Genomic DNA, 22,366 nt, shown 5'->3' on the forward strand with positions numbered 1-22,366 from the left:
GCTCTTCGGCGACCCTTCGCGCGTGTCGGGGTGTTGAGGCACGCGATGGCGGGCGTCCGACACACCCGAACGGCGAGGGCCGGTCAGCACGAGCAGTCGCACGAGCAACATTCACCGCATTCACAGCAGTTGCCGCAGCAGTCACAACCGTCGCAGCAGTCCCCGCAGTCGCACTTGTGGCAACAGCCCTGGCGCTCCCGGCCGGTGCACGGATCCTCGAACGTCTCGCGGCAGCACCACTGGCACGTACAGCACAGCCCCGCCCAGATCGCGCACGCGACGAACACGTTGTGCCCGCCGGGCGGCGGAGGCGGCGGAGTCGGACCACCGGGCGGACCCCACGGGCTGTTCGGGTCGTACGGGCTGCCGGGCGGCTGCTGGTTCGGCGGTTGCGGGTAGGGCGGTTGCTGATTCGGCCACGAACCCTCGGGTCGGGCGGCCAGGCGTCGTTCGGGCCGCTCGGAGTGCTTGGCGCAGCCGTTGCCGTGCTTGCCGCCGACCGAACACGACGGCGACTCGACCGGGAAGCCCGCGTGCCGGAAGGACCGGTCGATCGCCTCGTCGACCTCGTGTACGAGCAGCCGGTGGGCGAGCACGCCGTCGACGAAGTCGACCTCGGCCAGCGCGAGTGCGATCCCGGTGGCCGCGTCGCGACACAACCGGTGCGCCTCGTCCGGCCCGGTACCGGTGGCGAGCAGCGGGTTCCAGGCCCCGGCCGCGCGGTCGGCGTGGATGTCCTCGACCGCGTCGAGCAGGTGCGCGAGCCGACCGAACAACCGGCCCGCCTCGGCCAACGACTCGGCGTTGTCCGACCGTTCCGCCAACAGCGCGGTGTGCGCGAACGCGGCGGCGGTCGCGGTCTCGGTGGGCTCGGTCACGGTCAGCACGGACACGCCCGGCCCGGCCAGCGCCTCGACCTCGACCTGCCGGTCCACCGCCTCGACCATCACCGCCGTGTCGAAGCCCACGTCCGACGCGGCGTCCGCACCCTGGCGGGCCCAGCGCTCGGCGACCCGGCGCGCGCCGCCCGCCACCGCGCGCCGCTTGTACACCCCGTCGCCGTCGTCGATGTGGTCACGCATCTTCGCCGACGCGAGCACCAGCGACACCGCGCCGGCCAATCGGGCGCCCTCGCCCATCGCGACCTCGGCCCGGCGCATCGCGCGGAGCGGGCACGGACCGGCCTTGCGTCGGCCCTCCGCCGCGGGTCGCGCGGACTGCCCCTCGACCAGGACCGAGATGATCAACCCGTCGTAGTTGGTGGCGATCCGCGCCGCCTGCCCGTGGTCGTCCCGCAGCGCGAGACACATGCCGCACAGGTGCGCCATCCACTCGCTCTGCAACTTCTCCGTCAGTCGGTGCCGGCACGGCCGGATGATCCCGAACAACCCCTCGCCCCATTTCCCTGCGCCGTTCCGGTCCCCCCACAGGCGAATCAGCCTACTGATCACCCGTCAGCCCCGTTCGGGTTCCGGACCGGGGTGGGGCCGGCCGGGCAACCCTCGGCCCCTTAGGATCCGCCGCGTGACTGCATCGATACTGGTCGTCTGTAGCGGGAACATCTGTCGCTCCCCCGTGGTCGAGGCGATGCTGCGGCACCGACTGACCGGCTCGGCGCTGTCGGCCGAGGTGTCCTCGGCGGGCACCATCGACTGGAATGCCCGGCCGATGGCGGACAACAGCACGCTGGTGCTGGTCGAGTACGGGATCGACCCGGGTACGCACCGCAGCCGCAAGCTCACCGTCGACCTGCTGCGTACCGCCGACGTGGTGATCGGTATGACGCGCGAACACCAGTGGGCCATCGAGGCGCTCGCCGCCGACGCCCTGCCGCGCGCCTTCCTGCTCGGCGAACTCGTGCGGTTGGGCGAGAAGTTCGGTCCACGCGGCGAACTGCCGCTCGCCGACTGGGTGGCCCGGGTGGACGACCTGCGACCGGCGAACCGGATGGCCCGACCCGCCGACGAACTCGACGACCCGATGGGCGAGCCGATCGAGTCGTTCCGGGTGATGGGCGCCCGGGCGGACGACCTGACCGGGCGCCTGGCCAAGCTGCTCGTGCGGTGATCCGCACGCCGTGCGATCCCCAAGATCGTTCGAACAAATGATCTTTACTCGCGTCGCCACAAGGCCCCCTGGGCACACCGACCCTTTGGCTGCCTCGTACACTCGCGGTCCCGCCGAGGGGATCGGCGGCACCGGGTGGGGGTGGACATGCGCGACGCAGAGCACGGCCGGGACGACCGCGAGTACGGCGAGTACGCCGGATACGACGACTACGAGGACCGGCACGACCACGAGGACGGGGACCGGCGCAAACACGGCTGGGTGTTCCTGGTACTGGCCCTGTTACTGGTGATCGGCACCGGTTACGGGGCCTACTCGTTCCTCGGGCAGGACGACCCCTCCTCGGACTCCTCGGCGTCCGGATCGGCGTCCGCTTCGGTCGGCGCCGTCGAGCGCAGTCCACGCAACGCCGCACGACGCTTCCTCGGCGAGTGGCAGGCCGGCAACTGGACCGGCGCCGGCGCCCTCACCACCGACCCGACCGCGGCGGGCGCGGCGCTGGTGGGCCTGAACGACGGGCTCCGGGTGAGCGCTCGCCGGCTCACCGTGGGCGAGGCACAACCCGAACGGCCCGACAAAAGCGTGCCGGTGCCGTTCGAGGCACGGCTGACGCTGAACCACGCGGGCGAGTGGACGTACACCGGCACCCTCACCGTGGCCAGGACGCCGGGCGGGGGCTACCTGGTCGGCTGGGCGCCGACCGCGCTGCATCCGGAGCTGACCGCGACCACGCGGCTCGAGTTCGTGCCCAACCGGGACGGTGTCGGCGGCGAGGTGCTGCGCGCGAAGGACGGCTCGGTGTTGTCGGCGGCGGAGAATCCCTCCCTGGCCGCGATCCGGACCGGCCTGGCGAGCAAGGCCCGACCCGCCGAGCAGGCCGTGCCCGGCGGCACGGTGCTGCTGGTCGACGCGACCTCGAAGGCCTCGGTCAAGCAGCTCGGCACGGTCGGCGAGGTGCGGACCGCGGCGCCCTCGGACGGTGGCGTGCGGACCACGCTGGACGCGAAGTTGCAGGCGGCGGCCGAGCGGGCGGTCAAGGGCGAGTCGCGGACCACCTCGCTCGCGGCGGTGCGGATCGGCACCGGCGAGATCCTCGCCGTCGCGAACAACCCGGCGGGCGGGCCGAACAACGCCTTCCTGGGCACCACCCCGCCCGGCTCGACACTGAAGATCGTCACCGCGGCGACGCTGCTCACCAAGGGCGTGGTCGGCCTGGACGACAAGGTCGGTTGTCCCGAGTCGGCGAACGCGGGCGGCATGCGGTTCACCAACTCCGAGGGCCGTTCGTTCCCCGAGGGCACCTTCAAGGTCGCGTTCGCGCAGTCCTGCAACACCACGATGGCGAACCTGTCGGGCAAGCTCGGCGGCGCGGACCTGTCCACCGTCGCGCACGACTGCTTCGGCATCGGCGGCGACTGGAAGACCGGGATCGTCTCGTTCGACGGCCGGGTGCCCGCCGCTTCGGACGACACCATGAAGGCCGCGAACATGATCGGCCAGGGCCAGGTGCAGATGAACCCGCTCACGATGGCCTCGGTGGTCGCCACCGCGAAGTCCGGCAGCTTCCGCCAGCCGCATCTGCTGCCGGACCAGGAGGGCCTGTGGCGGGCGCCGCGCGAGCTCTCGCCCGCGGTGAGCGGCCAATTGCGCACGCTGATGCGCTCGGTGGTCACCGAGGGCACCGCACGCGACTCGCTCGGCGGGCTCGGCGGCGACGTGGGCGCGAAGACCGGTACCGCCGAGGTCGGCGGCGGCAAGCCGAACAACGGCTGGATGGTCGCCTACCGGGGCGACATCGCGGTCGCGGTCTGGGTCGAGGGCGGCATCACCGGCGGCCGCTCGGCCGGGCCGATCGTGAAGTCGTTCCTGGGTGCGACGGGCTGAGCGGCGGTAGTCCATCATGGGCAGCGTGACCGAACACGATCTTGCCGACGAGGGCCCTGGCCGGGCCGAGACCTTCCTCGACCTGCTGCGCCTGGAGCAGATCGAGGAGAACATCTTCCGGGGCTGGTGCCACGCCGGCGCGCCGCTGCGCGCCTTCGGCGGCCAGGTCGCCGCGCAGGCCCTGGTGGCGGCGGGCCGCACGGTGGTCCCGGACCGACACGTGCACTCGTTGCACAGCTACTTCCTGCGGCCCGGCAGCACCACCGCGCCGATCGTGTACCAGGTCGACCGGGTCCGGGACGGGCGCTCGTTCGCGACCCGGCGCGTGACCGGCGTCCAGCACGGCGCGGCGATCTTCACCCTTTCGGCGTCCTTCAAGGTGGCCGAGGAGACCCCGGAGCACCGCCGCGCGATGCCGGACGTGCCGCTCCCGGAGGACCTTCCGGACCCGTACGAGAAGTTGTCCGCCGAGGAGCGCGCGCACTACGAGGAGTCGCAGACCCGGTTGCTGATGGACCTGCGCTTCGTCCCGGAGGACAAGTCGCCGGGCACCCACATCGTCGACGGCATCCCGCACCAGCGGGTGTGGATGCGCGCCGCCAAGCAGTTGCCGGACGACCCGCTGCTGCACGTGTGCGGGCTGACCTACATGTCCGACCTGACCCTGGCCGGCACCGCGGCCCGGCCGTACATCACGAATCCGGCCAAGCTCCAGATGGCCTCGCTGGACCACGCGGTGTGGTTCCTGCGCCCGTTCCGCGCCGACGAGTGGCTGCTGTTCGCCCAGGCCTCGCCGTCCGCCCAGGACGCGCGCGGGCTGGCCATGGGCGAGTTCTACAACCACGACGGCGTACTGGTGGCCTCGGTCGTCCAGGAAGCGGTGATCCGCCAGCGGTAGCGGCGCGGGTCGGTCACGGCGGCGTGGGTTTTCCGGCCGGGCCGCGGTTCGGCCGGGTGAGCGCGTCCACACCGAGCCGCGCGCCCGCGCGGACCCCGCCTGCCCGGCCGAGCTCGCGCAGTGCGTACAGCAGCACCGCGATGTCGTCGATCAGGATCGGGTCGGGCAGCAGGTCCACCGGGCTGATCGCGTAGATCAGCGCGCCGAGGAACAGCGCCCGGTCGCGCGTGGTCGCGTCCGGCCCCCGCACCAGCCGCCAGGTCCGCAGCAGCCTGCGGACCAGCACGACCACGATCACGAGCGTCACGACGAAGACGACCGCCGCGACGCCGAGCACGATCCACACCCAGGTGTCCACGTGGGTCGTCTGCCCCGTCAGGCGCCGCCCACCCAGACCGTCTTCGCGTTGCAGAACTCGCGGATTCCCTCCCGGGCGAGTTCGCGCCCGTACCCGCTGGTCTTGATCCCGCCGAAGGGCAGCTCGGGGTAGGACGTGACCATGCCGTTCACGAACACCGCGCCGGCCGCCAACTCGGCCGCGCAGCGCTCCTGTTCGGCCTCGTCCTGGGTCCAGGCGTTGGCCCCGAGGCCGAACGGGGTCGCGTTGGCGAGGTCGATCGCCTCGTCCAGGTCGGCGACCCGGTACAGCCCGGCGACCGGGCCGAACACCTCCTCGCGGTACATCCGCATGCTCGGAGTGAGCTCGGCGACCACGGTCGGCGGGTAGTACCAGCCGGGACCGGCCGGCCGCTCGCCGCCGCACAACACCCGGGCGCCCTTGGCCTTGGCGTCCTCGACCTGGGCGCTGACATCGAGTACGCCCTGCTCCTGGGCGAGCGGGCCCACGTCGGTGCCCTCGGCGGTCGGGTCGCCGACCCGCAGCGCGGCCATGTGCGCGGTGAAGGCCTCGGCGAACGCGTCGTACACGTCGGTGTGCACGATGAACCGTTTGGCCGCGATGCAGCTCTGCCCGTTGTTCTGGGTGCGCGCCTTGGTGGCGGTCTTCGCGGCGGCCTCGATGTCGGCGGAGGGCAGCACCAGGAACGGGTCGGAGCCGCCCAGTTCGAGCACCGTCTTCTTCAGCTCGCGCCCGGCGATCGCCGCGATCGAGCGACCGGCACCCTCGCTGCCGGTCAGCGTCGCGGCCACCACGCGCGGATCGGACAACACCCGCTCGACCAGCTTGGACCCGATCAGCAGGGTCTGGAAGGCGCCCTCGGGAAAGCCGGCCCGGGTGAACAGCTCGCCCATGTACAGCGCGGTCCGGGGCACGTTCGACGCGTGCTTGAGCAGGCCTGTGTTGCCCGCCATCAGCGCGGGCGCGGCGAAGCGCATGGCCTGCCAGAGCGGGAAGTTCCACGGCATCACGGCCAGCACCGGACCGAGCGGCTCGTAGCGTACGTACGCCCGCCGCGCCCCGACCGCGCCGGCGTCGGCCGGCTCGTCGGCCAGGAATCCCGCCGCCCGCTCGGCGTAGAACCGACACAGCCGGGCGCACTTGGCCACCTCGGCCTCGGCGGCGGCGAGCGTCTTGCCCATCTCCGCCGTCATCACCGCCGCGACGTCGGACTTCTCCGCGTCGAGCAGGTCCGCGGCCCGACGCATGGCCGCGGCGCGCACATCGTACGAATCCCGCCGGTGCGCCCGGAACACCTCGTCGGACCGCGCCACCCGCGCCTCGATCTCGCGTTCACCCAGCTCGGCGAACTCCTCGAGCGTCTCCCCGGTCGCCGGATTGACGGACGCGATGGCCATGAGAGCCTCCAGAAACGGCGGATTCGAAAGGCGAGGGCGGCGCCCGCCGAACCCGATCGGCGCGCCCCCGCTCGACCCGTTACCCACACCGCACCGGCTGACACAACACCCCGTCCCGGTCGAGGAGGCGCCGTGGGCCCGGGAGGTTCGCCTGAACGACGCGGACGGCAATCGGCTGCGGTTGGGCACGCCGAAGGAGGCGTGAAGCCGACCCGGAAGCCGAGCGGGTCAGCCGGCCGACCTACCGACGACCAGCTTGATCCGGCCGCTGTCGACATGCCCGGCGAGGGTGCCGAGATGCCGACGCTGGGATTCGTCGATGCGCAGCCAACTCAGGGCCGGAAGGTCGATCAGCGGGGTCAGGTCGGTCACGCGGGCCCCGGAGACGCCCACGTAGGAAAGGTGTGGCAGGCCGGCCAGCGGGGTCAGATCCGACACACCGGATCCGTCGGCGAACACCTGCCTCAAAACGGGCAACCCGCTCAGCGGGCCCAGTTCGGTGACCGGAGCGTCCATGATGTCGAGGCAGTCGAGCTCGGGGTACTTCACCAGGGCGGACAGGTCCGTGATCCGCGTGCCGCCCAGGCCGAGACTGCGCAGCCGCGGGACGCCGGGCACGGACCGGAGATCCTCCAGCTGCTCGTCGGTGAAGTCGAGATGCGTGAGCCACGGACACAGATCCCACGCGCTCGGCTGGGACAGCTGCTCGACGCCGAGCCACAACCGGTGCACGCCGGGCAGTTCCGCCAACGCTCGCAGGTCCGTGACGCGCGTGCCGTTGATGCCCAGGAAATCGAGCCGCGGCAAGGCGGCGAGGGCTCGGAACGGGATCTCCGTCGTCTCGGCGGGCAGCAGGATGGTCCTGACATCGGTCCTGCCCGCCATCGCCTCCAGGCCCCGCAGGTCGGGAACCCGAACGCCACAATTTCCGAAGTCCACGTGCTTCAGCACCGATTCGTAGTAGCCCTGCCGGTCGGTCAGCCCACTCCACGCCCCGAGTAGAGCCAGCCGGATCCCGGGCGGCTCCCGATCGCGAAAGCAGCTCAGCAGGGGGATCGTGGCGTCCCCGGCGATCATGGTCACCGTACGTACGATGTGGTGCGCCTCCTCGTCCGTGACCCGCCGGCCACGCACCAGGTCCGCGAGCAGGTCCAGGACGAACTCCCCCACACCCGCCAGATTCTCCGCGCCCTCCCAGTCTCGCGGGGGCAACAGCCGGGACGTCTCGACCCGGAACCGGTCCGCCCGCTCCGGATCCACCATCGCCGCCGTCGACACACACGCCGCGCCCAGCAGCCACAACCGATCGCGGTGCACCGGGTCCGCCCCCGCCCGCGCGATCAGGCCGTCGAGCAACTCCCGCTGCCGGGACGGGTCGTCCTGGGTTCGGCCGACCGCCATGATCAACACGTCGTGGTAGAGCGGATCGTGCGCGTGGTTGATCAGGTGGTCCAGGTGTTCGGCCCGGACGATCTCCAGGGCCGCCAGATAGTCCTGAAAGCTCGCGTGGCCGAACTCGAAGACGCCCAGCTCGGGTTCCTGGAGCAGCCCGCTCCGGGCGACCAGACTCTCCAGGACCTCCTCGGCCGTGTACGGCGGCTCGACGGTCTGCCGAAACCGGGTCAGCACATCGGCCACACACGCCGTCGCGACCCGTTGGGTGATCGATCGGCGGCCGTTGAGCGTCATCCACATCGCCAGGGCGGCCAGCACCTTCTCCGTCTGGGTCGGCTGGAGCCGGACCCGACTCGTGCTGATCCGCCGGGCGCGTTCGCGACCGCCCAGCAGCATCGCCATGGCCGAGCGGTACAACTCGGTGCGGCCCTCCGGCAGGGCCTGGTCCGCGTACCGATGCAGCGCGCACATCAGCGCGCACAGCAGGGGGTTGGTCCCGAACCGGGCCAGGTCCCGGCGACCGTCCAGGGTGTGCTTGAGCCGCTCGGCGCACTCGGCCAGTTCGTCGGGGTCACCGAGTTGGGCCCGATGCCAGCGGTCCACGAACAGCGCGACCTGCGCGCTCGACATGGCCTGGAGCTCCCCCGCGACGAAGCCCGCCCGGCGCAGCCGCCGATGCCGCCGCTCGGACAACACCCTCGGTCGCGAGGTCAGCACGTAGGCCGCGTCGGGGTAGTCCACGCACAACTGTTCCAGCCAGTCCAGCGCGTCCGCCCGGTGTCCCTCGGGCAGTTCGTCCACCCCGTCGACGAAGACCACGGCCCGCCCGTCGCGCATCCGGCGCGCCGCCCAGCCCGTGGGCTGCTCGCCGCCGAGCGTGGAGCCGGAGGCGGCGACGAAGTCGGCCGGCGCGGGCAACACGAGTCGATCGTCCGTGACCATGGCGCGCAGCTTCAGCAGGAACGGCACCCGGCCGGTCCAGGAGGCCAGTCGGGCGGGCAGGTCCCCCGAGGCCACGTGTACGGCGAGCCGGCGCAGCAGGGTGCTCTTGCCGGACCCCGCCGGGCCCTCGATCACCATGCGATCGCTGCGCGCGAGGGCGTCCTCCAACAGGCTGCGCGCGGTGTCCGCCTGCGCACCGTCGTCGTCCCACCGCCGCCGGGGCTCGCGACGGGTCTGCACGACCAGGCTCACGTAGGCAGTGGTCAGCTCGTACGTGCTGTCCTGGGGGTCGAGTTCGGTGACCCCGAACAGCCGGGCCTGATCCAGCTTGACCCGCAGACCCGCGCGGTAGCGCCGGTCGAACGTGTCGTCGACGTCCTCCTCCACCGGCACCCGGCGCAGTAACTCCGCCTGGCCGACCGCCTGTTCCAGCACCGTGCGGGCCAGGAACTCCGGCTGCTTGGTGAAGAAGTCCACGATGTGCGTACAACACTCGCCCAGGAGCGCGTGGTACAGCGGCGTCCCGGACTGCGCCGACCCCTGCGCGCGGGCGGCCAACCGCGACCGCAGCACGGTCGAGTCCAGGCCCGCGGCCTGGACGTCGTCCATGGTGACCGCGTCGCCGAGCGTGGCCACCACCGCCGCGACGATCAGTTCGCCGTCGGCCGGTTCCAGTCTGGCGAAGTCCCGTTCCACATCGGTCAGTCGCCGGGTCAGGGTGCGCGTCAGTCGTTCCACGTCGCCGGCGCCGACCTCGCGACGTACCCGGCGGCGCGCGACTCGCCCACCCATCCGAACCGGCGCTTCGACCAGTCGCGCGCCCGGGGGCACCGAGGTCAGTCGCCGCAGTGTGCTCGTGATCGCCGTCGCCAACAGGCGTCCCTGTACCGGATCCACCACTCGTCCCGCCTCCCGAGCCGACCGGATACTCGAGTATGTCGCGATCGGCGATGATCGGGTGGGGATATGCGATCGGGCCGGCCGAGACGGTGCTCGATCGTGCTCAGACCTCCTCCTCCAACCGGAACGCCGGCGCCGGCCCCGGCTTGACCGAGCGCCGGATCGGCAGGTCGACGGCGCGCCCGTCGCGAAGTTGGAACATGCCGGCGGTCACCCGCACGTCCGGGTGCGAGGCGGCCATCCGGGCGAATCCGGCCCGGTCGTCGAGCAGGTGCGCCGCGCCCGCGAACGCCTCCCGTGTGGCCGCCTCGACGGCCTCGGCCTCGGCCTCGGCGGTCAACCGACCCGCGACCGCGCGCACCATCGGGTGTCGGCGCCCGACTCGCTCACGATCCGGGGTCGACGCCCGGCTCCGCTCGTGACCGGCCGCCCGCCAGGACCCCCCTGGCCAGTTCCGCCAGCCCGCGTTTGATCCGCTCCACCGAGATGCCCTGTTCGCGCTGTCGCCGGTACACCTCCGGTGCCAGCGGCGCGAGCAGCATGTCGGTGAGCGCCTCGGGGTCCGCGCGCTCCGCCGCCAGGATCCGCACGTGCGTGTACCAGAAGCCGTACGCGCCGGTCCGGTAGCGCGCGCTGCCCGTCTCCGCGCCCAGGAGCAGGTGCACGTGCCGCTCCAGCAGGTCCACCATCGCCGCGTAGAAGGCCGCCAGGCGCTCGGCCGGGTCGTTCTCGTCCGGGCCCAACGGCGGCGCGCCGCGCAGGATTCGGTGTTGCAGCGCGTGCTCGTGCTCGTCCAGCAGGGCGCGCGCGATGGAGGCCCGGTCGGGATAGCGGCGGTACAGCGTGCCGCGGCCGATGCCCGCCGCCTTGGCGATGTCCTCCATGGTGACCTCGGCCGGATCGCCGGCCGCGAACAGTTCCTCGGCCGCGGCCAGGACCCGGGCCCGGTTCCGGGCGGCGTCCGCGCGCTCCCGGGGCCGAGCCGCACCGTCCGCGGCGACCGGGAGGCCCGTGAGCAAGTCGGTGCGTTTCGTCATGATCCCCACCCTAAAGGCAAGTGGACAGCATGTCCACTTAGCTGTTACGGTCCTCCCACAAAAGCGGACGACCCGTCCACTTAACCCTCGGGAGCAACCATGCCGCACCTCCTCCACCTCGACTCCAGCGCCCGCGCCGACTCCTTCTCCCGGACCCTGGGCGCGGCCTTCGCCGACGCGTGGCGCAGCGCCCGGCCGGACGCCGAGTACACCCACCGCGACCTGACCGCGCGCCCGGTGCCGCCGATCGACCAGGCCTGGACCGAGATCTGCGACACGATGTTGCGCGAGGGCATCACCGAGATCGCCGACTACCCGCGAGCGGTCCGCACACCCGAGCAGCGCAAGGCGTGGGACGTGGTCGAGCCGCTGCTGGCCGAACTGGTCGCGGCGGACGTCGTGCTGATCGGCGCGCCGATGTACAACTTCGGCGTGCCCGCCCAGCTCAAGAGCTGGATCGACCAGGTCACCTTCCCCAAGATGTCGCTCGCGCCGCGTCGCTTCGTGGTCGCCTCGGCCCGCGGCGGCTCGTACCTGCCGGGCACTCCCCGGGCGCCGTTCGACCACCAGACGCGCTACCTCGTCGACTTCTTCACCGGGCACTACGCGATCTCGGACGCGATCGTGCTCGGTACCGAACTGACCAACTCGCTCGTGGACCCGGCGCTCGCCGAACGCCGGGACCTGCACCTGTCCTCGCACACGCAGGCGCTCACCCGCGCCGCGGAACTCGGACGCTCACTCGTGGAGGGGTACTGATGGCCTGGTTGATCCTGCTCGGAGCCGGCCTCGTCGAGGTCGTGTGGTCGCAGAGCATCAAGCCCACCGAGGGATTCACCAAGCCGCTGCCGACGGTGATCTGCTTCGTGCTCGGCGCGACGGCCGTCTACCTGCTGTCGGTCGCGATGCGCGACCTGCCGGTGGGTACGGCGTACGCGGCGTTCACCGGGATCGGCACCGTGGGCGCGATCACGCTGGGCATCACCGTTCAGCACGACGCGCTCAGCGCCGGGCGGATCGCGGCGCTCGCGCTGATCGTGGGCGGCCTCGTGCTGGCCCGGCTGACCTCGACCGGGTGAGCCGCGACCACGACGGCGGGCCGACGAAGCGGGAAGCGGTCGACGACGACGGACAACAAAAGACGAGGAGGACGCAACTTTGGTGACCGCGCCGAGCACGTTCGCGGCTATCGAGTACATCCGCCCGACCCCAAGGCTGAGAGGTGTCAGGATCCCCATGCCAAGGAGCCCACCGCATGTCTCCCGGAAACCGCCGGCGCCCGCCGACCACGACACCCGCGTCGAGCGGCTCCGGCGCGCCCGACGCGCGCCGGCGCGTCGATCACGACGATCGGGCCAGGGGCAGCGCGGCGAGCTCCCGGGCCCTGACCAAGTGCTACGGCGAGGGCGAGACCCGGGTCGTCGCGCTCGCCGAGGTCGACGTGGAGATCGGCCGCGGACGGTTCACCGCGATCATGGGGCCGTCCGGGTCCGGCAAGTCCACCCTGATGCATTGCCTCGCCGGCCTGGACTCGGTCACCTCCGGGCACAGTTGGATCGGCGAGACCGAGATCACCGGGCTGAAGGACAAGGACCTGACCCGGCTGCGCCGGGACAGGATCGGTTTCATCTTCCAGGCGTTCAACCTGCTGCCGACGCTGACCGCGCTGGAGAACATCACGCTTCCGATAGACATCGCGGGCGTCAAGCCGGACCCGGCCTGGCTGGACACGGTGATCGAGACGGTCGGTCTGCGCGACCGGCTCAAGCACCGGCCCAGCGAACTCTCCGGCGGTCAGCAGCAGCGCGTGGCGTGCGCCCGCGCACTGGCGAGCAAGCCGCAGATCATCTTCGGCGACGAACCGACCGGCAACCTCGACTCGCGCTCCGGCGCCGAGGTGCTCGGCTTCCTCCGCAGCAGTGTGTACGACCTGGGCCAGACCATCGTGATGGTCACCCACGACCCCAACGCGGCGTCCTACGCGGACCGGGTGTTGTTCCTGGCCGACGGCCGGGTCGTGGACGAGATGTTGTCGCCGACGGCGGACACGGTGCTCGCGCGCATGCAGCGCTTCGCCCGTTCCGCGAACTGAGGCGCCGCCGTGCTGAAGGCAACCTTTCGCAGCTTCCTCGCCCACAAGGCGAGGATGGTCCTGTCCGCGCTCGCGATCCTGTTGTCGGTCGCGTTCGTGGCGGGCACCCTGATGTTCACCGACACGATCGGCAAGACGTTCCACGACCTCTCCCGTACCGCCGCGGCCGACGTCACGGTCAAACCGAAGTCGGAGTTTCGCGAGGACCGGCTCGGCCGCACCGGCCAACAGCCGACGGTGCCCGAGAACATCGTGGCCGCCGTGCGCACCGTGCCCGGCGTCGCCGACGCGCATGCCGACGTCACGGTCACCAACGTGATCGTCGTCGACGGCAAGGGCAGGAAGGTCGGCCTGACCTCGGAGCCCCAGGTGCAGGCCGCCGACTGGTTCCCGAACAAGCAGTCCTCGGTCGAACTCGACAAGGGCCGCGCACCACAGGGGCCGGACGAGATCGTGCTGGACAGCGACGCGGCCGACCACAACAAGGTCCGGATCGGCGACAGGGTGCGTGTGATCGCCGCTCCCGGCGCGTTCGACCCGACCGTGGTCGGGCTGGCCGACTACAAGACCATCAACCCGGGCGTGACCCTGCTCTTCCTGGACGGCACCGCCGCCCGTGACCGGCTCCTGGGCAAGCCCGGCGTGGTCACCTCGGTGTCGCTGACCGCCGGGTCCGGCGTCGACCAGAAGGAACTCAAGGCCCGGGTCGCCGCCAAGCTCGGCGCGGGCTTCGAGATCAAGACCCGGGAGGAGGAGGCCGACGACGCCTCCGCCGACCTGGGCCAGGCGCTCAACGTGATCAAGTACGCGCTGCTCGGCTTCGCGGGCGTCTCGCTCCTGGTCGGCACCTTCCTGATCTTCAACACCTTCTCCATGCTCGTCGCCCAACGCACCCGCGAACTGGGCCTGATGCGCGCGATCGGAGCCAGTCGGGCCGATGTGAACCGCTCGGTGCTGGTGGAGGCGCTGCTGCTCGCGGTGGTCGGCTCCACGCTGGGCCTGCTCGGCGGATTCGCGCTCGGGCAGGGACTGCTGACGCTGATGGGCACGGTCGGCGTCGACCTCAAGGGCACACCGCTGGAGATCAAACCCGCGACGCCGATCGTCTCCTACGCGGTGGGTGTCGTGGTCACGGTGATCGCGGCCTACCTGCCCGCTCGCCGGGCGGCCCGGGTGAGCCCGATGGCCGCGCTGCGCGAGGCCGGCGCCCCGCCGGCGAAGTCGCTGCGCGGACGCACGATCGGCGGCGGCGTGGTCACCGTGCTCGGCGCGATCGCGCTGGCGATCGGCGCGTCGGCGACCAAGCTGGACCCGGCCCACGGACTGGCCCTGGGAGCCGGACTGATCGGCACCCTGGTCGGGTTCATCGTGCTCGGGCCGGTACTGGCCCGCCTGGTGATCCCGTGGCTGACCGGGACGTTCCCGCGCCTGTTCGGCATGGTGGGGCGGCTCAGCCGGGAGAACGCGCTGCGCAATCCGCGCCGCACCGGCGCCACGGCCGCCGCGCTGATGATCGGCGTCGCGCTGGTCGCCTCGCTGTCGGTGGTGGCCACGTCGATGAGGGACTCGGTGGGCAAGCAGATCGACCAGCGCCTCGGCGCCGACTTCACCCTCGAGAGCACCGGCGGACTCGACTTCGCTCCGGAGGTCGCGGAGACGGTGCGCAAGGTGTCGGGCGTGAGCGACGTGGTGCGTCAGCGCGAGACCGAGGCGAAGGTCCTCTTCAACGGGTCGAGCGAGACCATCTCGGTGACCGGTGCCGACCCGGGCATCGACGCGATGATGAAGCAGAAGTACACCGCGGGCAGCGCCGCCGACGGACTGGCCGCGGGCCGGATCGCACTGCCCAAGTCGTACGCGAGCCGTCACCACCTCGGCGTCGGCGGCACGGTGACCCTGCGCACGCCCAACAACAAGAGCGCGGAACTGCGGGTCGGCGCGGTGATCGACGACGGCGGGATCGGGATCGCCAGTGCGGGCACCGGCATGGTCGGCCTGGATACCTTGAGCAAGCTGGTCCCGGAGCTGTTCGACTCGGTGATCATGGCCAACACCGCCGACGGAGCGAAGAGTTCGCAGGTGCGGGCAGCCCTGGACAGGGCGCTCGAGCGCTTCCCGCAGGTGCGACTGCGTGATCAAGCCGACTACAAGCAGACCGTGCAGGACCAGACCGATGTGGTGCTGCAAATGGTCTACGGCCTGCTCGGGCTCGCGATCATCATCGCGATCCTGGGCGTGGTGAACACGCTGGCCCTGTCCGTGATCGAGCGCACACGCGAGATCGGGCTGCTCCGGGCGATCGGCGCGTCGCGGGTCCAGATCCGGCGGATGATCCGGTTGGAATCGGCGGTGATCGCGGTGTTCGGCGCGGTGCTCGGGCTCGTGCTCGGGGTGAGTTGGGGTGTCTCGGCACAGCGCATGTTGGCGTCCCAGGGACTCGACGTGCTGACCATCCCGTGGCCGACGATCGTCGAGGTGGTGATCGGCGCGGGCGTCGTGGGCCTGCTCGCCGCGCTGCTGCCGGCCCTGCGGGCGTCGCGGATGAACGTCCTGGCCGCGATCTCCACGGAATGATCGCCCGTCGATGATCGACACCACCGCGACCTTCGACGGTGCGCCGGCGTCCCTCGCCGGCGCACCGTCGGCGGTGATCCCGCGACCGGGGTCCGCCGCCATCGTGCCGGCGCTGACCGCCGTCCTGGTGCCGGCGCTGATCGGCCTCTACCTCGCCGGTCGCCGCCGGATGCGCCTGGACCGGGCCGAACGGGTCGAGCGCGAACGCGCGTTGCTCATCGAGCGGGCACAGATGCGGGAGCGCGCCCACGTCGCGGACGAGGCGCACGACGTGCTCGCCCACCGGATCGGCCTGATGGTGCTCCAGGCGGGCGCCCTGCGCACCCGGGCCCGGGACCGGGACGTACGCGCGAGCGCGGAGGAACTGCGCCTGGCCGGCTGCCGGGCGCTGGAGGAATTGCGCGGCCTGGTCGCGGTGACCCGATCGGAGCGGCAGGCGGGTTCGGTGCCGGACGCGCCGCAGGAGATGCTGGACGTGTCGGACCTGGTGGCCGACGCGCGCTCGGCGGGCGTCTCGATCGATCTGATCACCCTCGGCGCGCCGCGTGCGACCTCGCCGGTGGTCGGCCGGGCCGCCCGTCGGGTCGTCCAGGAGGCGCTGACCAACGTGCGCAGGCACGCGCCGGGCGCGGTGGTGGGCGTCCGACTACAGCACATGGGCGACGAGGTGCGGATCACCGTGCGAAACTCGGCTGCCACCCGGGCCGCCGAGGTCGCCCCGGGCCCGGGCGGCAGCGGCCTGCTCGGCCTGCGCAAGCGGGTCGAACTGATGGCCGGCACGCTGCGTACGGGACCGTTGCCGGACGGCGGCTACGAGTTGCTCGCCGTACTGCCGGCCGGCGCACCCACCTCGACCACCACCGGAGAACCCGCATGATCCGCGTCCTGCTCGTCGACGACGAACGTATGGTGTGTGCCCACCTGCGCACGATTCTCGGTGTCGCCGACGACATCGAGGTGATCGGCGAGGCGTACGACGGCGCGGAGGCGGTCGAGTCGGTCCTGCGCCATCGGCCCGATCTGGTGCTGATGGACCTGCACATGCCCGGGGTGGACGGGTTGACCGCGATCGAGGAGATCGTCGACCTGCCGAGCGCGCCGCGGGTGATCGTGTTGACCACGTTCGGACTGGAGCAGTACATCCTGCGCGTGTTGCACGCGGGCGCGGCCGGGTTCCTGCTCAAGGACACCCCGCCGGAGGACCTGATCGGCCTGGTCCGGGTCGCGATGGACGGGCACACCGTGCTGTCCCCGGCGGTGACGCGCGACCTGGTCACCGCCTCCTCGGGGCGCAACGCGGCGCGCGAGCGGGCGGTGACGGCCGTGGCGTCGTTGACCGAGCGCGAGATCGAGGTGCTCACCTGCGTCGGCGAGGGGCTGTCCAACGCGCAGACCGCCGAGCGGCTGTTCCTGAGCGAGACCACCGTCAAGAGCTACGTGTCGCGGATGCTCACCAAGTTGGGCTGCGCGAACCGCACCCAGGCCGGCCTGCTGGCCTACGACGCGGGCCTGATCCGCCGCTGACCGGGCCGATCGGGCGCGCGGGTCGACGAGTCGCGCGGGCTCGCTGCGGTGGGCCGGCCCGCTCGGTAACCTCGGAGGCGTCCGGCCCGGGTCGGATCCGCGAACCGGAGGAGTGCGCATGTCGGTGACCCTCGCGAAGGGTGGCAACTGCCCGTTGGCGGTGGCCGCCGTGCTGGTGGAGGTCTCCTCCCAGGCGTCCGTGGACGTCTCGGCACTGCTGCTCGCCGGGTCCGGAAAGGTGCGCTCGGACGCCGACTTCGTCTTCTACAACCAGCCGACCGGGCCCGGCGTCCGACTCCGGTCGGGTGAGCCGGGGCGACCGGCGGCGGTGCAGGTGGACACCGCGGCGGTGCCCGCGGACGTGCAGACCATCGTGGTGGCGCTGAGCCTGGACGGCGGTCCCGGCGCCCCGGCCACCTTCGGCGGGACGGTGCCGCCCACCGTGACCGTGCGCGACACCTCAGGCGAGGCACTGGTCACCTTCACGCCGAACGGGTTGGGCCGGGAGACCGCGCTGGTGCTGCTGGAGTTGTACCGGCGCGGCGGCGCGTGGAAGGTGCGCGCGGTCGGCCAGGGCTACGCCAACGGACTCGCGGGCATCGCCACCGACTTCGGCGTCGCCGTCGACGACGAGCCGACCCCGGCGCCCGGACCGGCCGGCGCACCGACCCGGCCGCAACCGCAACCGCGGCCCCAACCACAGGCCCCGTCGCCGACGCCGGCCGCGACGCCGCCTGCGACCCAGGCCACGACGCGCCCGCCGACCCCGACGTCCGAGGCCCCTCCGGCGACGCCGACGGCCCCGCTGTTGCCGCACGAGCCGCCCCGGCCCGCCCCGATCCCGCCGCCGATCCCCCGCCGCCCGGCGACCGTGCAGCCCACCCCGGCTCCGGCACCCGCCCCGCCTCCTCCTCCGCCCCCGGCCCCGACGCCCGCTCCGACCGCGGCGAGCACCGCCCCGCTCCCGGTCGGCGGAACCCGAACCGGCGGCCCGATCAATCTCGACAAGGGCCGGGTCAGCCTGCGCAAGGATCAGACGGTCTCGCTGGTCAAGACCGATGCGCCGCCGTTGACCCGGATCCGGATGGGCTTGGGCTGGGACCCGGCCAAGGCCGGGAGCAGCATCGACCTCGACGCGTCCTGTATCGCGTTCGACGCGCAGGGCAAGAAGGTCGTGACCGTGTGGTTCATGAAGTTGTCCGGCCTCGACGGCGCGATCGCGCACTCCGGCGACAACCTGACCGGCGAGGGCGAGGGCGACGACGAGTCGATCGTGGTCCGGCTCGACGCGCTCCCGGCCCGGGTCACCGGGCTCGTGTTCACCGTGAACTCGTTCCTGGGGCAGAAGTTCACCGAGGTCTCGCACGCCTTCTGTCGCCTGGTCGACGACACCACCGACGCCGAGTTGGTGCGCTTCGACCTGTCCGCCACCGAGCCGCGCACGGCCGTGTTGATGTGCAAGCTGGTTCGTGAGGGCCCGGCGTGGTCGATGACGGCGCTCGGGCGCTTCGCCGACGGCCGTACGGTGAACAAACTGGTGAACCCGGCGCGCGAGGCGCTCGGGCACTGATCGAGGCTCGGTGGTCCGCGAACCCCGACGGACCGGCCGCCGCCCGCCCGCGCGGGATCACGGGCAGTGCTCGCCGTACTTGACCACGCCCACTTCCACCGTGTCCGACACAGGGGCTCCCTCGGCCGGCCGCTGGGTGCACACCAGCCAGTGCGTCTCGATCAGCACCAGTCGACTCCCGCCCAGGTCTCGCGCCTTGACGTGCGTGTCACCGCGCAGGGCCCGGCGCACGACGGTGAGGCCGCGGCCGTTCAGGGCGGGCATCCGGCCGTCGGCCACCTTGGGCTCGGCGGTCGGCGCGCTACCGGCCGGGCACTTCTCGTCGTGCCGGACCACGCCCAGGTCGACCCGGAGTTCGGTGGCCAGCGGCCCCGGCCCGGGACTTTGGTCGCACACCTTCCAGTTGCTGAAGACGAACTGCCGGCGCCCGCGCCCGCCCGCGTCGTGCGAGGTGACGAACCGGTAGCCGGCCCGCCGGGCGCCGTCCCACGCCTGTTGGAAGTCGGCGCCGACCAGGTCGGGCAGCACGTGCTTGGGCACCGACGACGGCTTCGCCGGCGGAGCCGGCGACCGGGGCGGCACCGACTCGGCGGGTGCCGCCGCCGTGGCCGCGACACGCGCGCCCTGGACCGGCGTCGAACCGGTGCGCTCCGCACGGTCCCGATGGACCAACGCGACGATCACCAGCACCGCGACGACCGCACAGATCACCCCGAGCCGCTGCCTCGGGTTGCGCCACCACGTCATCCCCCCACGATGCGGCCGAACGCGGCGAAACGGGAGCGATTCGCCCGCCGATCACCTGTTCGTGTGGTCTACACCCGATTCGGGAAACGCCTCGCGGACCGCGAACTCGGTCGCCTGGCGCACTATCTCGGCCCGCGAGGGGCCGGGCGCGCCGATCACGATCCGGGTGGCCAGCCCGTCCAGCAGCGCGTGCAGGCGCAGCACGTACCCGTCCGGGTCCGGGTGCGGTCCGATCATCGCGCGCAGGTCCGCCATCCACGGCCCCTCGATCTCCGTGCTCGCGGCCAGCACCTCCGGGTCGCCGAGCGAGCGCGTCCACACCTCCAGCCACAACGTCCAGCGCGGGTCGGCGCGCTCGTCGGGCAGGTAGAGGTCGACGTAGCCGGCGAGCCGTTCGGCGGCGGAGTTGTCGGGCGCGGTCAGCAGCGCCCGACGGCGCTCCGCGAACCCCAGCTCGCTCCAGCGCAGCGTCTCCACGAGCAGTTGTTCCTTGGACCCGAAGTAGTACGCGACGTGGCCGCCGCTGATCCCGATCCGCTTGCCCAGGCCCGCCATGGTCAGTGGGGCCAGGCCGTGCTCGGCGATCGCGTCCATCGCGGCCTGGAGCACCACCTCCCTGGGCTGTTCCAGCCGCTTGCGCCGTGTCCCCGCCATGCTCAGCACTCCTGGTTCGTTCGACGGCGGACCTCGCCTGCCGCAATGTTAGAACGTCGTTCAATACCGCGCCCGGCGAACCGTCGCCGCCATACTGGCGGAAGGCAGCGCCCACCCCGACGAGAGGACCCGACCGTGGCACCCCAGCCGCTCACCGACGCCGAACTGACCAAGGCCCTCGCCGACCTCCCGGGCTGGCGGGTCGTGGACGGCGAGTTGACCGCGACCTACACGTGCGCCCGCGCGGACGTGCCCGCGTTCTACGCGACCGTCGCCGCCTCCGAGGACCAGGCGAACCACCACGCCCGGATCACCATTCTGTACGGCACCCTGTCCTTCGCGTTGACCACCCACGACGCGGGTGACCGGATCACCGCCCTCGACGTCGAGTTCGCCACCCGCGTGGCGTCCTTCGCCGCCGCCCACGGGGCCGCCCTCAAGGACTGAGCGGGGCGCGGGCGCCGCGCAGCGGGGCCGCGGAAGGCGGGCGGGCCGGCGGGCCGAGGGTCGCGACCGGTGTCGCGACCGGGCGGTGGGCCACGCAGGCTTCACGCGGCGCTTTCCGGCCGTTCATCAAGACGACCGGAGCGGCGCCTAGCCTCCGTGCATGAGCACCGACGCATCGGCGTCCCATCCCGTCTCGACCACCGTTCGCGGTTGGCTCCTCCCGTTCGCCGGCGCCGGCTCGGCCGGATGGCTGATCGGGACGTACGCGATCCGCGCCGCCGCGCAGGGTTCGTGCGACGACTTCGGGCGACGCGGCTGCACGGGCGACGACTTCGGCCCGTCGCTGATCGGCCTGGCCGGTCTGGTGCTGCTGCTCGTCCTGATAGCCGGCGCGGTCGCGGCCACGGCCGGACGCCGCGGGATACCCGCGTTCGCCGGTTCCCTGCTGTTCGCGGGCACGATCGCGGTACTGGCCGCGCTCGTCGAACCCACGTCCGACGCCGGTTGGTACGTGCCGACCGCGACCGCCGTCGCCCTCGCCGTCCTGCTGCTCGCCCTCGCCGCGTTCGGCGCGGGCGAGCGGGGCACGGCGCCGGCCCCCGCGTCGAGCGCCGCCGGGCCGGTGGGGTCGGCCGAGCCGCTCACCGGCGCCGAGCCGCCCGGCCCCGGGCCCCACGGCACCGCGTCGACCGAGTACCGCTGACCACGCACAGGCCGTACGACGCCACCACCCGGCGGTGAAGGCGGCGGGGCGACGTCATCGCCCCGCCGCCTTCGCTCACACCTTCGGCTGCTGCTGCGTGATGCAGTGGATGCCACCGCCGTTGGCGAAGATGTCGCGGGCGTCGACCAGTTCGATCGTGCGGCCGGGGAAGAGCTTGCCGAAGGTCGCGGCGTTCTCCTCGTCGCGCGGGTCGTCGAAGGCGCACAGGACCACCGCGCCGTTGGCGACGTAGTGGTTGATGTAGCTGAAGTCGACCCAGTCGTCGTGCGCTTCGAGCACGGTCGGCGCCGGGATCTCGACCACTTCGAGCGGACGGCCGTGCGCGTCGGTGGAGGCACGCAGCAGCGCCACGTTCTCCTTGCCGACCTCGTGGTCCGGGTGCGCCGGGTCGGGCTGCACGTGCGCGAGGACCAGGCCCGGGCGGGCGAACGACGCGACGATGTCGATGTGCCCCCGGGTGCCGTACAGCCCGTAGTCGCGGGTCAGACCGCGCGGCAGCCAGATCACCTTGCGCACGCCGAGGAACGCCTTCAGTTCGTCCTCGACCTGCTCCTTGGTCCACCCGGGGTTGCGGCCCTCGTCGAGTTGCACGGTCTCGGTGATCAACACCGTGCCCTCGCCGTCGACATGGATGCCGCCACCCTCGTTGACCATCCGCGACGCGTAGCGCCGGGCGCCGGCCGCCTCGATCACGTGCTCGGCGATGTCCCGGTCGTGCTCCCACGAGGCCCACTCCTGGGCCCCCCAGCCGTTGAACACCCAGTCGGCGGCGGCAAGTTCGCCCTGCGGGCCGGTCAGGAAGGTGGGGCCGATGTCGCGCATCCAAGCGTCGTCCAGCGGCTGCTCCAGCACGGTCAACGGCCGATGCACGTACCGCGCGACGGTGTCCGACTCGCCCAGATCGGTGATCAGCGTCACCGGCTCGTAGCGGGAGATCGTCTCGGCCACCCGGCCCCACGCGGTCCGCGCCGTGTGCAGGTCCTCCTCGCCGAAGGTCTCGTTACGGCTGGGCCAGGCCATCCAGGTGCGCTCGTGCGGCACCCATTCGGCGGGCATCGAGAAGCCGTCTGCGGCCGGGGTGTTGGTCATCGGGAAATCCTTCGGGAAATCGGGTCCCACCATGGATCCACGAGCGGATCCGCGGCGGGGCCGCGGG

At 72.1% G+C, this 22,366-nt stretch carries 21 protein-coding genes; 12 read left to right on the forward strand and 9 right to left on the reverse strand.

All coding sequences use genetic code 11. The features are described 5' to 3' along the window. Positions 1 to 83: 83 nt before the first annotated feature. The gene (locus OG948_RS08855; protein WP_406300212.1) at positions 84 to 1,388 is read right to left on the reverse strand and encodes a DUF5685 family protein; all 1,305 of its coding nucleotides are present in this window, start codon (positions 1,386 to 1,388) and stop codon (positions 84 to 86) included. A 136-nt stretch (positions 1,389 to 1,524) separates the two neighbouring features. Between OG948_RS08855 and OG948_RS08860 the strand changes: the two genes are divergently transcribed. The 3 genes from OG948_RS08860 to OG948_RS08870 all read left to right on the forward strand — a co-directional run bounded on the left by OG948_RS08860 (position 1,525) and on the right by OG948_RS08870 (position 4,849). Further along, the gene (locus OG948_RS08860; protein WP_406295228.1) at positions 1,525 to 2,067 is read left to right on the forward strand and encodes a hypothetical protein; all 543 of its coding nucleotides are present in this window, start codon (positions 1,525 to 1,527) and stop codon (positions 2,065 to 2,067) included. Between the two features lie 147 nt (positions 2,068 to 2,214). Then, entirely contained in the window at positions 2,215 to 3,951 is a 1,737-nt protein-coding gene (locus tag OG948_RS08865) for a penicillin-binding transpeptidase domain-containing protein (protein WP_406295230.1), read from the forward strand. Between the two features lie 16 nt (positions 3,952 to 3,967). Further along, positions 3,968 to 4,849 carry an acyl-CoA thioesterase gene (locus OG948_RS08870; RefSeq protein ID WP_395869153.1) on the forward strand — a complete coding sequence of 294 codons (882 nt, stop codon included), beginning with the start codon at positions 3,968 to 3,970 and terminating at the stop codon, positions 4,847 to 4,849. Between the two features lie 13 nt (positions 4,850 to 4,862). Here the strand turns inward: OG948_RS08870 and OG948_RS08875 are convergent, their stop codons facing one another. The 5 genes from OG948_RS08875 to OG948_RS08895 all read right to left on the reverse strand — a co-directional run bounded on the left by OG948_RS08875 (position 4,863) and on the right by OG948_RS08895 (position 10,878). Then, a complete protein-coding gene (locus OG948_RS08875) occupies positions 4,863 to 5,207 on the reverse strand; it encodes a YkvA family protein (RefSeq protein ID WP_406295232.1) in 345 nt (114 codons plus the stop codon). Positions 5,208 to 5,224: 17 nt separating this feature from the next. Beyond that, positions 5,225 to 6,604 (reverse strand): NADP-dependent succinic semialdehyde dehydrogenase, encoded by a 1,380-nt coding sequence (locus tag OG948_RS08880; RefSeq protein WP_406295234.1) that lies wholly within the window; start codon positions 6,602 to 6,604, stop codon positions 5,225 to 5,227. Positions 6,605 to 6,832: 228 nt separating this feature from the next. After that, positions 6,833 to 9,838 carry an NACHT domain-containing protein gene (locus tag OG948_RS08885; protein ID WP_406295236.1) on the reverse strand — a complete coding sequence of 1,002 codons (3,006 nt, stop codon included), beginning with the start codon at positions 9,836 to 9,838 and terminating at the stop codon, positions 6,833 to 6,835. 106 nt (positions 9,839 to 9,944) lie between these two features. Further along, a complete protein-coding gene (locus tag OG948_RS08890; protein ID WP_406295237.1) occupies positions 9,945 to 10,205 on the reverse strand; it encodes a hypothetical protein in 261 nt (86 codons plus the stop codon). 22 nt (positions 10,206 to 10,227) lie between these two features. Beyond that, entirely contained in the window at positions 10,228 to 10,878 is a 651-nt protein-coding gene (locus tag OG948_RS08895; RefSeq protein ID WP_406295239.1) for a TetR/AcrR family transcriptional regulator, read from the reverse strand. Positions 10,879 to 10,977: 99 nt separating this feature from the next. On the opposite strand from OG948_RS08895, the gene OG948_RS08900 reads away from it, so the two are divergent. From OG948_RS08900 to OG948_RS08930, 7 genes are all read left to right on the forward strand, one after another. Continuing rightward, entirely contained in the window at positions 10,978 to 11,637 is a 660-nt protein-coding gene (locus tag OG948_RS08900; protein ID WP_406295241.1) for an FMN-dependent NADH-azoreductase, read from the forward strand. Beyond that, positions 11,637 to 11,957 carry a DMT family transporter gene (locus tag OG948_RS08905; RefSeq protein ID WP_406295243.1) on the forward strand — a complete coding sequence of 107 codons (321 nt, stop codon included), beginning with the start codon at positions 11,637 to 11,639 and terminating at the stop codon, positions 11,955 to 11,957. The genes OG948_RS08900 and OG948_RS08905 overlap by 1 nt, the downstream gene beginning before the upstream one ends. Before the next feature lie 176 nt (positions 11,958 to 12,133). Then, positions 12,134 to 12,970: an ABC transporter ATP-binding protein gene (locus tag OG948_RS08910; protein ID WP_406295245.1), complete on the forward strand. Its 837-nt coding sequence runs from the start codon at positions 12,134 to 12,136 to the stop codon at positions 12,968 to 12,970. 9 nt (positions 12,971 to 12,979) lie between these two features. Then, a complete protein-coding gene (locus OG948_RS08915) occupies positions 12,980 to 15,544 on the forward strand; it encodes an ABC transporter permease (protein ID WP_406295247.1) in 2,565 nt (854 codons plus the stop codon). Positions 15,545 to 15,554: 10 nt separating this feature from the next. Then, entirely contained in the window at positions 15,555 to 16,421 is an 867-nt protein-coding gene (locus OG948_RS08920) for a sensor histidine kinase (RefSeq protein WP_406295249.1), read from the forward strand. Then, complete coding sequence (locus OG948_RS08925) at positions 16,418 to 17,068, forward strand: response regulator (protein WP_406295251.1); 651 nt, start codon at positions 16,418 to 16,420, stop codon at positions 17,066 to 17,068. Before OG948_RS08920 ends, OG948_RS08925 begins: the two co-directional genes overlap by 4 nt. A 118-nt stretch (positions 17,069 to 17,186) precedes the next feature. Further along, complete coding sequence (locus OG948_RS08930) at positions 17,187 to 18,638, forward strand: TerD family protein (RefSeq protein ID WP_406295253.1); 1,452 nt, start codon at positions 17,187 to 17,189, stop codon at positions 18,636 to 18,638. Between the two features lie 57 nt (positions 18,639 to 18,695). Here OG948_RS08930 and OG948_RS08935 read toward each other — a convergent pair whose 3' ends face one another. Both OG948_RS08935 and OG948_RS08940 read right to left on the reverse strand, forming a co-directional pair. Then, positions 18,696 to 19,385, reverse strand: a complete 690-nt coding sequence (locus OG948_RS08935; protein ID WP_406295255.1) for a hypothetical protein — start codon at positions 19,383 to 19,385, stop codon at positions 18,696 to 18,698. Positions 19,386 to 19,436: 51 nt separating this feature from the next. Next, complete coding sequence (locus OG948_RS08940; RefSeq protein WP_406295257.1) at positions 19,437 to 20,039, reverse strand: TetR/AcrR family transcriptional regulator; 603 nt, start codon at positions 20,037 to 20,039, stop codon at positions 19,437 to 19,439. A 135-nt stretch (positions 20,040 to 20,174) separates the two neighbouring features. Here OG948_RS08940 and OG948_RS08945 point away from each other — a divergent pair, with 135 nt between their 5' ends. Together OG948_RS08945 and OG948_RS08950 are read left to right on the forward strand one after the other, a co-directional pair. Continuing rightward, a complete protein-coding gene (locus OG948_RS08945; protein WP_395869174.1) occupies positions 20,175 to 20,486 on the forward strand; it encodes a 4a-hydroxytetrahydrobiopterin dehydratase in 312 nt (103 codons plus the stop codon). A 160-nt stretch (positions 20,487 to 20,646) separates the two neighbouring features. After that, the gene (locus OG948_RS08950; RefSeq protein ID WP_406295259.1) at positions 20,647 to 21,189 is read left to right on the forward strand and encodes a hypothetical protein; all 543 of its coding nucleotides are present in this window, start codon (positions 20,647 to 20,649) and stop codon (positions 21,187 to 21,189) included. 75 nt (positions 21,190 to 21,264) lie between these two features. Here the strand turns inward: OG948_RS08950 and OG948_RS08955 are convergent, their stop codons facing one another. Continuing rightward, entirely contained in the window at positions 21,265 to 22,299 is a 1,035-nt protein-coding gene (locus OG948_RS08955; RefSeq protein ID WP_406295261.1) for an agmatine/peptidylarginine deiminase, read from the reverse strand. Positions 22,300 to 22,366 lie beyond the last annotated feature (67 nt).

The sequence above is a fragment of the Embleya sp. NBC_00888 genome (genome assembly GCF_045207655.1).
Taxonomy (GTDB): domain Bacteria; phylum Actinomycetota; class Actinomycetes; order Streptomycetales; family Streptomycetaceae; genus Embleya.

What these genes read in the sequence shown, in the direction of transcription:
- OG948_RS08955 (WP_406295261.1), bottom strand. Translation starts at nt 22,299, where the DNA reads ATGACCAACACCCCGGCCGCAGACGGCTTCTCGATGCCCGCCGAATGG.
- OG948_RS08895 (WP_406295239.1), bottom strand. Translation starts at nt 10,878, where the DNA reads ATGACGAAACGCACCGACTTGCTCACGGGCCTCCCGGTCGCCGCGGAC.
- OG948_RS08865 (WP_406295230.1), top strand. Translation starts at nt 2,215, where the DNA reads ATGCGCGACGCAGAGCACGGCCGGGACGACCGCGAGTACGGCGAGTAC.
- OG948_RS08890 (WP_406295237.1), bottom strand. Translation starts at nt 10,205, where the DNA reads ATGGTGCGCGCGGTCGCGGGTCGGTTGACCGCCGAGGCCGAGGCCGAG.
- OG948_RS08910 (WP_406295245.1), top strand. Translation starts at nt 12,134, where the DNA reads ATGTCTCCCGGAAACCGCCGGCGCCCGCCGACCACGACACCCGCGTCG.
- OG948_RS08880 (WP_406295234.1), bottom strand. Translation starts at nt 6,604, where the DNA reads ATGGCCATCGCGTCCGTCAATCCGGCGACCGGGGAGACGCTCGAGGAG.
- OG948_RS08905 (WP_406295243.1), top strand. Translation starts at nt 11,637, where the DNA reads ATGGCCTGGTTGATCCTGCTCGGAGCCGGCCTCGTCGAGGTCGTGTGG.
- OG948_RS08935 (WP_406295255.1), bottom strand. Translation starts at nt 19,385, where the DNA reads ATGACGTGGTGGCGCAACCCGAGGCAGCGGCTCGGGGTGATCTGTGCG.
- OG948_RS08870 (WP_395869153.1), top strand. Translation starts at nt 3,968, where the DNA reads ATGGGCAGCGTGACCGAACACGATCTTGCCGACGAGGGCCCTGGCCGG.
- OG948_RS08900 (WP_406295241.1), top strand. Translation starts at nt 10,978, where the DNA reads ATGCCGCACCTCCTCCACCTCGACTCCAGCGCCCGCGCCGACTCCTTC.
- OG948_RS08930 (WP_406295253.1), top strand. Translation starts at nt 17,187, where the DNA reads ATGTCGGTGACCCTCGCGAAGGGTGGCAACTGCCCGTTGGCGGTGGCC.
- OG948_RS08950 (WP_406295259.1), top strand. Translation starts at nt 20,647, where the DNA reads ATGAGCACCGACGCATCGGCGTCCCATCCCGTCTCGACCACCGTTCGC.
- OG948_RS08920 (WP_406295249.1), top strand. Translation starts at nt 15,555, where the DNA reads ATGATCGACACCACCGCGACCTTCGACGGTGCGCCGGCGTCCCTCGCC.
- OG948_RS08940 (WP_406295257.1), bottom strand. Translation starts at nt 20,039, where the DNA reads ATGGCGGGGACACGGCGCAAGCGGCTGGAACAGCCCAGGGAGGTGGTG.
- OG948_RS08925 (WP_406295251.1), top strand. Translation starts at nt 16,418, where the DNA reads ATGATCCGCGTCCTGCTCGTCGACGACGAACGTATGGTGTGTGCCCAC.